We start from the raw sequence: 12266 nt of genomic DNA on the forward strand, positions 1-12266 counted from the left end.
TATCAATATTAAATAAACCATATTCACTTAATTCCGTTTTCGAAAATTATGTAAATAAGCTGTCCATATGGACAGCTTATTGTATTGTTGGCTTAGCGTGGGTTTTTTCCGAAATGCTGGCGGTACCTCTTTTAGCAACATAAATTGATTTTTTCTATCCCTCGTGAATTTCTTTAATACTTTTTCCTTCTAAAAACGCATGTCCCGTTTTAATTTTTTCTACTGTTTCAAATCCATACTTTGCATACACCTTTTCTACTGTTTCATTAATTGGGATCACCCAAAGATTATCTAGTCCTCTATTCATTACTTCACTTTGAATAAAGTGAATAAGTTCACCTATTAACCCTTTACCTCTAAACTTTTCAATTGTAGCAACACTTTCCATTCGGGCTTGTTTTTCATGTTCAAAAATACAAGCGATGGAACATGCTACTCCATTGTATCTAAGTAGATAGTGAGTGAATGCTGGATGTTGGAATTCATCTTGAAAAGCTTTTTTTCTAACTTCGCCTCCCAACTCTTTTATACTACATTCAATATCTAAAGCTTCTTCAAAATTTAATTCAGATACCTTTTCAATAGTAACTTTTTCATTTTTATCTTTTTTAGTTAGTTCCTTATTCCATAATTGAACTGGACTTATTAATTCTTCAAATCCAAAATTCTTTATTTGCAATTCAGAAATCAGTTTTTCTTGCATATCTAAGTTGTATATATAAAATCTAGGTACTATATTTTTAGTCTTATAGAACTGGACTACTTCATCTACTATCATTTGTGGATTTAAACTTACTACACTTACATGTGCATGATTTGCATCATAATAATATGGGTTACTTTCATTACAAAATATAGAACCCCATGATTTCTCTATTCGGCTAGTAAAGGTTTCAAGATATGCAAAATCAAGCTCAAGAACATTTTTTAAACTAGTCATACGATATTCCCTCTTCTCTATTTATATCTTCTATACCTTATTATACATTTAAATATTTTAATTTTCGGTTTTTTTAAATTAAAATATTTCCAAGAAGGGGTTCCACCAACATAACGCGAAATTCGTACGTTAAGCATACATAAAACCAACTTGAATATGGTAAAATAATGAAAAGGATGGTGAGGACAGTGAAAATGTTGGTGGGATTAGGGATTTGCACGATTCTTAGTTTAATTATTATGATAAGTGGTTACCAAATTCATATAAAAAAACGCCTATCTCTTATTGCAGGATATCAGGAAGAAACTTTTATTGGTGATAAAAATAAACTAGCTAAATTATTCGGTATATTTGCTTATGTAGTAGGAATTGCTACATTTTTACTCCCTTTTGGATTAGAAATCTTCGGAAATATTGCAAGCATTATTTATGGAGTATGTATATGCGGTGGAGTAATAGTAGTTTTAATACGAAAGCAATCTATTAATAAACTATGTTAAGAAAAAGAGTCTTGCATCCAGACTCTTTTTTATTTTCAATAAAACAGAACCAAAAACGGTCGTTTTTGTTATAAATGTTAACTTAGCACAAATAGGCACTTACAGCAAAATGAATAATTGGTTAAAAGAAGGAATACTTTTGTATTTTAAAGAATTTTATACTTTATTAAATATTTAATAAGTAAGGGGCTTACTGCCAGTTAATATAAGTTTTGCTACTAAAAAAGGAGGTAAATTAGAGTCGATAATGAAGAAAGAAACAAACTTTAACTCATCGTTGAAACCGAATGCACAAAGCAGAAATCTAGTTTCAAAAATTACACATTTCCCCAGTACCTACGTGATTTTTATTTTTGGTTTACTGATTTCCAGGATAGGTGATTCCCTTTATACGTTTGCTCTTCCTTGGATTGCCTATAAGTTAACTGGATCAGCAATAATTATGAGTTCACTTTTTGCTATCGGTGTGTTACCTATTGTTTTATTTGGTCCAATCGTAGGAGTAGTAGTGGATCGTTTTGATCGGCGGAAATTAATGTGGGTTGCTGATGTAGGATGTATTATTTTAGTATCCTTAATTCCTCTCCTGTATAACTTGAGCGTACTTCAACTCTGGCATCTATATGTTGTTTCTTTTATTTTAGCCGTACTATCGATGTTATTTGACGTAGCGACTATTACAGTAATTCCACAAATCGCAGGTCCATCGTTAACAAGAGCCAATTCCGCATACCAAATGGTTAACCAAATTGCTAGTTTAGCAGGACCCGCATTAGCCGGTATTATAATTGCTATAATAGGGGGGATTAATGCCCTCTGGATAAATGCTCTCTCTTTTATAGCTACTCTAGTTGCTGTATTACTATTGCCGAAATTAGAAAAGAAGAAACCTACAGATAGAGCAAAAACACTATTACAAACTATAAAGAATGATATGAGAGAAGGGCTTAAATGGTTAATAAATGATCGTCTTAACCTTGCTTTATCTCTTCAAGCAATGGTCGGAAATTTTGGTGCTAGCGCTGTATTAGGTGGGCTTATGTATTATTTACTTTCTACATTAAATCTATCCGCTGAAGAAAGTGGGATTAATTATACTTTAATTGGGGTAGGTGGTCTTTTAGGAAGTATCATTGTTATTCCACTTGAACAACGATTTCGAAGGGGAATCCTTATTCCAACCCTTCTTGCTGTGGGAGCAATTGGATTGACCTATGCAATATGGAGTGAATATTGGCTTGCGCCGGGGATTTCATTTGGTCTGGCTATGATTTGTAATATAGCCTGGAATACTATTGTGGCATCCGTTCGACAGGAAACAGTACCCACCGATATGCAGGGAAGAGTTTTAGGATTTTCACGTGTGCTTACTCGTTTGGCTATGCCATTAGGAGCACTAGTAGGTGGATTAATTTCCGATTTTAATCCAGTTGCAATATTTATTTTGGCATCAACTGCAAAGTTCATTGAGGTTATTATCGCGCTTACTAGTCCTATTCGTAAACTATAAGCAATAGTGTTTCTTCATTAATGATTTTCTTACTAATTAAAAACTAATAACTTGTGATGAATCTCTGATTTTTCTTTTCAAGAATATGAATTTATATCATTCGATTGGAGATAACCTAAATAACTAGCTGAGCAAAAAGCCAATTTCCTTAGCGTACAGGAAATTGGCTTTTTGTTTATCGTGAGGTAGTTATTTTTAGCTGAAAAATCAACAATGGAAATAAAATCCAGTCTATGACCCATTTTTACACGTATCTCGGCTGAACCCCCTCTTAGCGTACGGTAAACTCAAGTTTTCTAACTTAGAAAATCCTTAGCGTACGAAATTCGCGTTTTGTTGGCGGGCCCCCAAGAAAAAAATGACTTTACATTAGTCGCCTTTTTTCTAAAAAATTATATTAAACCAATTAAGTTATTAAGCATTTATTTTATTTAAAATTGAAACTTTATTAGTAGTAAATAATACATAATCTTGCTTTTTAGTTTTAATTAAGATGCGATCGGTTGTACCATAAGGTGTCCCAATTCGAATTGCATCATTTTTTTCAACGCCAGCATAAGTATCATCTTCAGTAACCTCAATAATTTCATTTAATGGAATATTAACTTTTGCTAATTGCCACTTAATAATTAATTCCTCTGTTGTTTTTATAACATCAATACCCAACATATTACCAAGACCTTTCTATTCTATTTTCTAAATATAATTATAAATCAAATAATTATATTTGTAATTAAGTATCTTTATTGGATATTTATGTTTGCCAATGATATGAATAACAAATTATTTTTATCTATTTTCGAAAGTAAACTTTTAGCCAAAAGTTTACTTTCATTTCCCCTTAAACGTTGACTTCCATTTGATTTCATTGAAATGTTAAAATAGACAAAAAAGTATACATTCAAATCATTGAAAATAAAGGAATTAAAAAACAGATGAATAAAAAGCAATATTTAATTGATGTACAACCAATTCGGAGCAAAGAACAGATCGAAGATATGAAATGGCCTCTTGAATATTCAGAAATAGAGTCCTGTTAACAGTTACAAGACTCTTATAAAGATTATGTAAATGTATACATGTAACAGAAATAATAATAAAGCATATATAAGGCACCGATAGATCACTATAAAACTAAGGTTTTGCACTATCCATATAGCTAAAAAGACAGTATCCTTTCTGTATATTTTTACAAAAAGAATAGTGTTCTTTTCATTTTAAGAATACTTTGTTTTCGTATCTTGATAACAATTTGGCTATCAGAAACGAACACACACGGTTTCAATAATTAACTTGTTTAAATATGGATGTTGAACGTTCGTTCGCTTATACTTAAAATAATAGGTCAGTTTAATGAATTATATTGATAGAGATCTATTTCATCTTACAAATTTGAGAAGTTTAAAGGTTCAAAAATGCATTTTTAAAGTACTAAATAATTAATGGTACCTTTTAAAATATTATTGGTTTCATTTCAATATAAACAATTCCGGCTATATAGCTAAAAAATGTGATATAATATCTATTGAACATATGAATAGGATAACAACTACCTGCTGTTGGCAAGTAGCAATTTATCTAATGAAAAAATCACTTGTTTCCAAGACAAGTGATTTTTTTATATACATTACCTATACTATTTTTGAGATCCATTAGATATTTTAGTTCCCTTATTTATATTGTGTACTCATTTCCCCACTCCTTTGATTTAAATACTATATCCCGTTTTCAGCAGCATCGATTTATAGTATTGACTCGATATATAATAAATATTGTTTAATCTAAAAGCCACTTTTATATTCACCTTTTATAAATCCTTCTTCACTAGAGTCAAATGAATATCACTTTTCATATCCAACTTCATATTCTTCCATGTAATTTCGTTCTTAATGTGTAAAAGTGTAAATGTGGAGATTTACACTTTTACACAAGTTCACAAAAATAATATAACAATAAATTTTTATATTGTAATATAATTAAATAGACTTCGTTATTTACAAACAGGAGGGATTTCATTGGAAGACTTTGATGATGAGCTACGCCAAATTGATATGGATCAAAAAGAAGCGATACTAGTTGTAAGAGCTTACAAAAGGTATTTAGCAAAAACAGATGAAGATAGTGAATATGGAACAGAAGTAATTGAGCGTATTAGCAATAGTGATACTACTCGTGAAGATGCTGATTTTATTATAAGATGCACGGAAGTTATTGATGATCTTATCGATAAAGTCGTCGAGGAGAAAGTAGCAAATAAAAGCTAACCTATACTACTATAGGAAACCCCTCCTCAAAAAACTTCTAGCATATAGACTACAGATTATCTCTAAATGAGCTTGTTGTATTACGAATGAAACATTTGCATTTTTAAAACAATACATTATCTATTCCTGAACTAGTGCGCCCAAGATATCACACCGATAATTGACTCTTTGTTTTTTGCCACTTTAGGTTCGGAACCTATCTTTGGAGTTATGATGAAGATGTACCAAGATTTCTAACGGAAATCTCTATTCAAAAAAATGATTAGTTTGGAGATAAAGCGGACAAATTTGAGGAAAGGGATCTCTGCATAACATTTTCTAAATACTTTTATTTTAAAGATGATTCAGAAGCAATTAGGATTTAAAACTCACATATAATTCTTTAGTCGAAAAGGAATAAAAAAACTAGTTTGTTAGACAAACCACTTTTTTCTTTTTGGTAAGTCAGGAAACTTCTTCATTGTGTCAACAGCATGCATGAGCGTGAAATATGGATGTTTTAAAATCATTTTAGGTCCGCTCTTTTTCATAATTTCCTTAACTAAACCTTTCATATCTGATTTATAACAATGAATTTTGCAATTTTGACATGCTGGTTTCTTTTCTTGAAATGGACATTTTGATAAACGAAAATAAGCATAATCTTTTAATTTTTGACATTCTGCACATAGAGTATTTTGTTTGTGTTCGTTTTTACAATACATATCAATCATAATGCTAATTGTTTTCTCTTCACGTTCAATTCGATTCATAAATTGGCGCCTCCTGTATCAAAGTCTCTCTGCTTTGATTGTAAAACTTTTTAGAGAGTTTACTTGAATTTTTAATGACAGTTTTTCTAATGTTTATCTCTTTCCTAAGACTTAAATATGGTTTCTTCTTTTTCTTGGGGGCTTCGGGTACCTAAACGACTCGAACAGCAAGAGTTCACTTGATATTTCCACGTTATTAATTGATTCTATTGGAAGGTGAGGAGTATTTGAATTTTACTGCTATATCAAATAATTCAGCCTTAGAGCACGCAATCAGCGTTTTGTTTTAGGACCACTATACAATTTTTAAATTAATGAATATGTGGTGGTACCGCTTTTTATAAAATTGGATTTTTAGCGGAATGAATGTTAAGTTAACTTTACATTTTGTTAATTATGGTATACATTGAGGGTAAGAGGTGGTGAACTTGACTATTTTTAACAAAGTAAAGGAAATTAGAGCTCGTTTTAATTTCACACAAAGTGTATTAGCTGAAAAAGTTGGAGTGACGAGGCAAACGATCGCGGCAATTGAAAAAGGGGATTACATCCCTTCATTATTACTAGCATTGTCAATTTGTGATGTGTTTGATTTGAAGATGGAAGAAGTGTTTGTATTAAATAAGGAGGAAGAAGAGGATGAATAGATTGATGATTTCTTATGTGATTAATGTACTTATTATGGCATTAGCATGTTGGGTATTCATTGAACTTTATTACGGCATTATAGAACTTGCCAATATTATTGAAGCTAAGAAAGTAGCCTTTGAAGTATCATTAAATATTACACCAGTCTTATTCTTATTAGTTATAGGTATTGTAATAACAATTTCTTATAAAATACAGAGGAAGAAATATAACGCCCTTTCATATCTGATGTATCCACTATTGTTTCCCCTAGAAGACGAACGTGAAAAGTTAATTACTGAAAGAGCTTGTCGTACAGCATTTGTTTCACTATGGTATGTGTTAATCATCGCAATTGGATTTTTAGTGCTTTCTCCTATTTTTAATATGTATATTCCAGGATATCCCTTATACATTGTAATTAGTGTTTTCTTTATTCAAATGACAGTTTTTTATTTATCTTTATACCGAAATAAAATAATGTAAAGTGAGACCCTCTTGTAAAAGCAAGAGGGTTCCTTTATATGCATGATTTATAGTGATTCCCTTAACAATTTTCTATTTTCTAACATATCATTTAATAGAATCTGTCCCATCATCATTGCAAAGTTATCCCTGGTTTTTGTATAGTAGTCATTAAGTTTTAATAGATAGTCTTTCCTGGGGACATAGGTGATTACAAATCCACGGTTTACTTCTTTAGGCAAAGGAATATATATATTTTTAACATCCTGGTTTGTATTGTTGGGATTTTTAAATAATAAATCATTTAGATTACTAAAAAATTCTTTTCCATTAGAGATAGGTTGAATTTTTTTAGCTATGTGAACACCATTATTATTTTTATTTGAATCTATTCCCCATAAAATTACACCACCAGAAGCATGAGAAAAAAACGATATAGCTTTTTCGTAATTCTTTTTATCATCTATTGAAAGGGTACTAGTTGTACAATTTTTTTTGCATTGAAATGTAAGGAATATATTCTCTTCTTGTTGTGTAATGATCATTTTTTGAATGTATGAAAATCCTTCTTGTTGAAGTTTTATAAAAATCTTCTTCGCATTCGCCAAATTAAACATTCTCCTTTTCTGCTTTATAGCAAAATATTTAAAAGAGTAAATCAAAACAAGTAAACTTTGTATAGGAAATATATTTTTTAAAATTCTAATGCTTTTGATTTATTTTTTATTGTATTAATATCCTGGCATTGTTGGGAGAGCTGGGCACATTCATGAAAAGCAAAATGTTTACATCCTACACATTTCGCTTTATTCAAATGTCTTAAAGCACAGTTAATTGCTTCTCCTGTATGATAAAAAAAGTTCTCTTTTCCAATCTCAGCATATAATCCATTCTTAATTAGAGTTGTTTTCAACTCTGATTGAGCCCCTGAAATGAGAAGTACGCCACCTTGTTTTTTAAAATGTTGGACAATATTCCTAAAGTAGGCTTCGCCTGTTGTGTCAATAAAAGGAACCTTGCCCATACATAAGATTAGAATTTTGGGTCTATAATGAATTGTCGCTAAAATGTTTTGTTCAAATGTTTGCGCAGCTCCAAAAAATAATGGACCTTCTATTGTGTAAATACTAATTTGAGGGCAATCATGAGCATTATTTACCACATGCGGTAATAATTTTTCATTCTTTGTTGTATGATCAGGAAGCACTTTTGACATCACAAGCATATTACTCATACGTTTTGTAAACAAAATAATAGCTAAAATAAGACCGATTTCCACAGCCGTTGTCAAACTTGTAAATACAGTAAGGGAAAATGTTACTAGTAATACAAGAGAATCTCCGGTCTTCATTTTAAGTATATGAACAAAATGCTGTTGCTCACTCATATTCCACGCTACAACCATTAAAATAGGAGCCATACTAGCAAGTGGGATGTGAGAGGCGTATGGAGCTAGCAGTAGAAGCGTAAATAACACAAATACTCCGTGAATCACACCGGACATGGGTGAAACAGCGCCACTTTTAATATTCGTTGCTGTTCGAGCAATTGCTCCAGTCGCCGGAATTCCTCCAAATAATGGGGTAACAATATTAGCAATTCCTTGACCAATAAGTTCTTTATTACTGTTATGTTTACTATTTGTCATCCCATCTGCGACGACAGCAGATAAAAGGGACTCAATACCGCCCAACATAGCAATAACAAACGCAGGGCCAATTAAATGTTGGATACGCTCTATTGTGACCTCTGGTATATCAAACTGAGGTAGTGTATTTGGAATCGTACCATATGCTGTACCAATAGTAGGTACATGACCTGAGAAAAATATAGTTGCAATTATAGTCGAAATCAAAACACCTACTAATGAACCCGGTACTTTTGGCAAAATTTTTGGTGTTATGAGTATAACGAAAAAGCAAATCAAAGCAGTTACTACATTATAAAAATTAGTGGTACCGATATGAGTAAATATTTCTTTCAAGTTTGCTATAAAGTCCTCATGTTTTTTTATGCCTGTTAAACCTAAAAAACTAGCAATTTGTCCCGTAAAAATAATAACAGCAATACCTGAAGTAAAACCAATTGTTACAGGACGTGGTATGAACTTAATTAACGAACCTAATTTAAAAATTCCCATAAGGCATAAGATAATTCCAGCAAGTAAACCAGCAAGTAGTAAATCTTCATACCCATAAGTAATGACAATTCCTAAAAGTATGGGAACAAAAGCACCTGTAGGTCCTCCAATTTGATACCTTGAACCACCAAATAGAGAAATAAGTATTCCTGCAATACATGTTGTATATATTCCATACTCTGGTTTTACACCAGAAGCTATAGCAAAAGACATAGCAAGAGGAATCGCAACAACTCCAACAATCAGTCCCGAAAGAAGATCTTTTTGAAAATGACCTAATGAATATCCTTCGAACCTTCCCGTAAATAAACCTCTCATTACAAACCCTTCTTTTCTCTTTTTAATACATGTAGATTACAAATGTGTTTTCAATTTGCTTATACAGGGGATTTTTATTTTCATAAAAGAGAACGACATCCTAATATTTACTATAGGTTTTGCTTAAATGACGTTCTAGTTTCCCTATATCTCCACCTTGTTGTACATGGAATTGTAATTTTTCCGCTAGAAGTTCTCCAGCCCGACTATCTAGCTTTTTCGTATCAATAAATGATGTGACTTTTACTTTATCTGGGGTAATATCTCTACGAAACATCTGTCCTGGAATATCAGCCCAAAAACTATTCCATTCTTCTAATAATCCTATTTGATCAAACAAAAAGTTCTGAATGCCGCATAACCAGGCTGTACAAGCTGTATTCCTTTTTTGACATCCAATACCATCTTGTAAATGTTGACATGAAAAGCAACAAGAATATCCACTTTTAATGCAAACATTACAAACGTGATGAGCTCCTATAGAGTGAAATATCTCAATTCCATGTTGGATGATACTTTCTCTTTTAGCCTCATTGCTCAATGTATTCCTCCTTTACCATTTCGCTTTCTGCTTCATCTAGCTCTTCTAACATAGAAATTGTATCAATTAAATGATTGTTAAAAATTTTCCGCGCAACCACCAATAAATTCATAATCATAGGATCTCGAAGGGAGTATAATACTCGTTTTCCATCTTTAGTGCCAACAACAATATTTTTCGCTCGTAATACACTTAATTGTTGAGAAACTGCAGAACCTTCTTTTTTAAGAATGCTTTGAATTTCATTTACACTTTTTTCCCCTTCTGATAGAACTTCCAAAATCCCTATTCGTAAAGGATGCGATAAAGCTTTAAAGAAATCTGCTTTAAATTGTTGCATTTCAGTTCCCATTAAAACACCTCTAGTATTTATTTACATTTAACATTTCAGAAGTATTCTATACATCTTCAAATGTTTGAATATGTATAGAATACTTCTAAAGCCAAGAATTATCAATACAAATTTAGAAATTTAACATAGGTAAATAAATGGTTTTGGGTTGAAATTACGATACTTTCTTTCGTACACAAAAATCCTATGTATCCCAGACAATACTTCTAGAGAAACCTTATATCGACAGCTTCAAAGGCGATTGAATACGGGAGAAATAAATAATGCATTTACATGAATAGACTCAAATAACGAAAAGACATTAAAGAAAAGAGGATTTAAGGATCTATAAGAACGGAATATTTATTCAAGTAAAGGTGAGCTGTAAAAAAAATGTAACAATCTAGTTGTAGTATGACGAATAATGAAAAGAACCCGTTAGTAAAAAACGGATTCTTTCCACTAGGTGTGCAAGAAATTAAAGGTGACTCTGATAAAATTACTTGTGTTTTTTTAGTGCACGCACAAGTTTGAAAAAAATATTTATTTGAAATTCAAGATAAAGATGCTTTTTGAAAAAGTATGTGAACGCCTAAAGGGAATTATTGAAAGACAAATTAATTTTGATGGGTTACTTGAAGAGTCGAGGGCAATTGTTATACACATTGATAAATAGTTGGTTACTTATATATTTTCTGAATTAGTAATTATAGAAATTAAAGAAGATGTATAAACTTCATATCCCTTATTCAGATTCACTATATTTGATAGATTACCTGTATTCGTAAAAGAAATATTAAATACAAAAAGGTATTAACACTATAAAAATACACTATATAAATTCAAGGTGTGTAAATCCATAAATAGGCGATAATTTAGTATGTTTACAAAAACTAGTAGAAATTAATATTAATGTTTTGTTTGTTGATGTGTATAAACGGAATTAATATTAAGAATATTCAATATTAATAATATCAATTTACTATAGTTTACAATTATGTAAAACTATAACCAAGATGGACTGTTCTTTAAACTTATCACTAATAAAGATTTAAAGAAATTTTTGTTTCATTTGCCATCAAGAAGGAATGGATATTTACATATAAAAAATGTATACCAATTTGGATGTTACGTAAGTAGTTTGAGTAAACAGCTAATTTAATTTGGATTGTAAATAATTAATTAAAAGTTGTGATAGAAGGGATAAGGAATAGAAGTATTAATGGCTTTCTTAAAAGAATTATCTGAAATACTAGTAGGAATTGCAGATAACGCAGTAGGGTGTGAAAATTTATCAAACAAAATGAGGTGAATGAAACATGAAAGAAGTTGCGAAAAAAGCACAAATGATACGATTACAGAGGGAGGAGCATTGTAATCGTCAAGGAGATACAGAAGAGTATAATGCCGAGCAGGGGAATCTAGAAAGAAAGTGTATCAAGCTTGACAAAAAATCAGTTAAAAATCGAACGACAGAAGAAAAATGGGATGAAAGATGTAAACAAGCAGTTCAATTATTTAATCAAGGGACTGAATATCCAGATATTGCGAAAATAGTAGGGTGCAAAGTGAGTAGTTTGTATAGAGAGCTGAAGAAACGTGGAGTATTAGAAATGCCAAAGCAAGCAGCACCCTCTAAAACATTAAGGTCACCCATAATACCAGCAAAAACAAAAAAATCGAGGTTTGAACGATATAAAGAGTATTATATGTATAAATAGAAGGATTAAAGGCTATATAGTTGTTTATCTGAAAAATAGCTGCATCTAAGATTCTCTATTTTTCGATTTATCACAAAGTACACTTTTAGACATTACATGTGAACTACCCGCCACTTAACGTCCTAATGGACTGTTTGAAGTGGGGGCTTCTCGGTTA

At 31.3% G+C, this 12266-nt stretch carries 13 protein-coding genes and 2 pseudogenes; 8 read left to right on the plus strand and 7 right to left on the minus strand.

Annotation, left to right across the window (positions count from 1 at the left end):
- Window positions 1–154: 154 nt before the first annotated feature.
- Window positions 155–940 carry a GNAT family N-acetyltransferase gene (locus tag HMPREF2590_RS12870; protein WP_050822701.1) on the minus strand — a complete coding sequence of 262 codons (786 nt, stop codon included), beginning with the start codon at window positions 938–940 and terminating at the stop codon, window positions 155–157.
- Window positions 941–1134: 194 nt separating this feature from the next.
- On the opposite strand from HMPREF2590_RS12870, the gene HMPREF2590_RS12875 reads away from it, so the two are divergent.
- Together HMPREF2590_RS12875 and HMPREF2590_RS12880 are read left to right on the plus strand one after the other, a co-directional pair.
- Entirely contained in the window at window positions 1135–1440 is a 306-nt protein-coding gene (locus HMPREF2590_RS12875; RefSeq protein ID WP_050822787.1) for a DUF3784 domain-containing protein, read from the plus strand.
- A gap of 247 nt (window positions 1441–1687) precedes the next feature.
- Window positions 1688–2950: an MFS transporter gene (locus tag HMPREF2590_RS12880; RefSeq protein ID WP_070861443.1), complete on the plus strand. Its 1263-nt coding sequence runs from the start codon at window positions 1688–1690 to the stop codon at window positions 2948–2950.
- Between the two features lie 414 nt (window positions 2951–3364).
- Here HMPREF2590_RS12880 and HMPREF2590_RS12885 read toward each other — a convergent pair whose 3' ends face one another.
- Window positions 3365–3619 carry a SunI/YnzG family protein gene (locus HMPREF2590_RS12885; protein ID WP_000900581.1) on the minus strand — a complete coding sequence of 85 codons (255 nt, stop codon included), beginning with the start codon at window positions 3617–3619 and terminating at the stop codon, window positions 3365–3367.
- Window positions 3620–3885: 266 nt separating this feature from the next.
- Here HMPREF2590_RS12885 and HMPREF2590_RS28840 point away from each other — a divergent pair.
- From HMPREF2590_RS28840 to HMPREF2590_RS30735, 3 genes and pseudogenes are all read left to right on the plus strand, one after another.
- Window positions 3886–3966 (plus strand): annotated as a pseudogene (locus HMPREF2590_RS28840) (tyrosine-type recombinase/integrase); the annotation flags it as partial.
- Between the two features lie 999 nt (window positions 3967–4965).
- Window positions 4966–5214, plus strand: coding sequence for a hypothetical protein (locus tag HMPREF2590_RS12890; RefSeq protein ID WP_050822705.1), 249 nt, complete (start codon window positions 4966–4968; stop codon window positions 5212–5214).
- A 44-nt stretch (window positions 5215–5258) separates the two neighbouring features.
- A pseudogene (locus HMPREF2590_RS30735) lies at window positions 5259–5592 on the plus strand (integrase); the annotation flags it as partial.
- A gap of 35 nt (window positions 5593–5627) precedes the next feature.
- Here HMPREF2590_RS30735 and HMPREF2590_RS12895 read toward each other — a convergent pair.
- Entirely contained in the window at window positions 5628–5966 is a 339-nt protein-coding gene (locus HMPREF2590_RS12895) for a nitrous oxide-stimulated promoter family protein (RefSeq protein ID WP_050822707.1), read from the minus strand.
- 428 nt (window positions 5967–6394) lie between these two features.
- Here HMPREF2590_RS12895 and HMPREF2590_RS12900 point away from each other — a divergent pair, with 428 nt between their 5' ends.
- Together HMPREF2590_RS12900 and HMPREF2590_RS12905 are read left to right on the plus strand one after the other, a co-directional pair.
- Window positions 6395–6613, plus strand: a complete 219-nt coding sequence (locus tag HMPREF2590_RS12900; protein WP_050822708.1) for a helix-turn-helix transcriptional regulator — start codon at window positions 6395–6397, stop codon at window positions 6611–6613.
- Entirely contained in the window at window positions 6606–7079 is a 474-nt protein-coding gene (locus HMPREF2590_RS12905; RefSeq protein ID WP_070861444.1) for a DUF2178 domain-containing protein, read from the plus strand. The genes HMPREF2590_RS12900 and HMPREF2590_RS12905 overlap by 8 nt, the downstream gene beginning before the upstream one ends.
- 47 nt (window positions 7080–7126) lie before the next feature.
- Here HMPREF2590_RS12905 and HMPREF2590_RS12910 read toward each other — a convergent pair whose 3' ends face one another.
- The 4 genes from HMPREF2590_RS12910 to HMPREF2590_RS12925 all read right to left on the minus strand — a co-directional run bounded on the left by HMPREF2590_RS12910 (window position 7127) and on the right by HMPREF2590_RS12925 (window position 10409).
- Window positions 7127–7666 (minus strand): hypothetical protein, encoded by a 540-nt coding sequence (locus tag HMPREF2590_RS12910; protein ID WP_029442954.1) that lies wholly within the window; start codon window positions 7664–7666, stop codon window positions 7127–7129.
- A gap of 86 nt (window positions 7667–7752) precedes the next feature.
- Window positions 7753–9516 (minus strand): SulP family inorganic anion transporter, encoded by a 1764-nt coding sequence (locus HMPREF2590_RS12915; protein WP_070861446.1) that lies wholly within the window; start codon window positions 9514–9516, stop codon window positions 7753–7755.
- A 100-nt stretch (window positions 9517–9616) separates the two neighbouring features.
- Window positions 9617–10057 carry a hypothetical protein gene (locus HMPREF2590_RS12920; RefSeq protein ID WP_050822713.1) on the minus strand — a complete coding sequence of 147 codons (441 nt, stop codon included), beginning with the start codon at window positions 10055–10057 and terminating at the stop codon, window positions 9617–9619.
- Complete coding sequence (locus HMPREF2590_RS12925; RefSeq protein WP_050822714.1) at window positions 10047–10409, minus strand: ArsR/SmtB family transcription factor; 363 nt, start codon at window positions 10407–10409, stop codon at window positions 10047–10049. Before HMPREF2590_RS12925 ends, HMPREF2590_RS12920 begins: the two co-directional genes overlap by 11 nt.
- Window positions 10410–11707: 1298 nt before the next feature.
- On the opposite strand from HMPREF2590_RS12925, the gene HMPREF2590_RS12930 reads away from it, so the two are divergent.
- Window positions 11708–12109, plus strand: coding sequence for a hypothetical protein (locus tag HMPREF2590_RS12930; RefSeq protein WP_050822715.1), 402 nt, complete (start codon window positions 11708–11710; stop codon window positions 12107–12109).
- The last annotated feature ends 157 nt before the right edge of the window (window positions 12110–12266 follow it).

Source organism: Bacillus sp. HMSC036E02, assembly GCF_001836235.1.
Taxonomy (GTDB): Bacteria; Bacillota; Bacilli; order Bacillales; family Bacillaceae_G; genus Bacillus_A; species Bacillus_A cereus.

Bases quoted from the DNA above. Each gene is read 5' to 3' on its own strand.
- HMPREF2590_RS12870 (WP_050822701.1), bottom strand. From the start codon at position 940: ATGACTAGTTTAAAAAATGTTCTTGAGCTTGATTTTGCATATCTTGAA.
- HMPREF2590_RS12875 (WP_050822787.1), top strand. From the start codon at position 1,135: ATGTTGGTGGGATTAGGGATTTGCACGATTCTTAGTTTAATTATTATG.
- HMPREF2590_RS12880 (WP_070861443.1), top strand. From the start codon at position 1,688: ATGAAGAAAGAAACAAACTTTAACTCATCGTTGAAACCGAATGCACAA.
- HMPREF2590_RS12885 (WP_000900581.1), bottom strand. From the start codon at position 3,619: ATGTTGGGTATTGATGTTATAAAAACAACAGAGGAATTAATTATTAAG.
- HMPREF2590_RS12895 (WP_050822707.1), bottom strand. From the start codon at position 5,966: ATGAATCGAATTGAACGTGAAGAGAAAACAATTAGCATTATGATTGAT.
- HMPREF2590_RS12905 (WP_070861444.1), top strand. From the start codon at position 6,606: ATGAATAGATTGATGATTTCTTATGTGATTAATGTACTTATTATGGCA.
- HMPREF2590_RS12915 (WP_070861446.1), bottom strand. From the start codon at position 9,516: ATGAGAGGTTTATTTACGGGAAGGTTCGAAGGATATTCATTAGGTCAT.
- HMPREF2590_RS12925 (WP_050822714.1), bottom strand. From the start codon at position 10,409: ATGGGAACTGAAATGCAACAATTTAAAGCAGATTTCTTTAAAGCTTTA.
- HMPREF2590_RS12930 (WP_050822715.1), top strand. From the start codon at position 11,708: ATGAAAGAAGTTGCGAAAAAAGCACAAATGATACGATTACAGAGGGAG.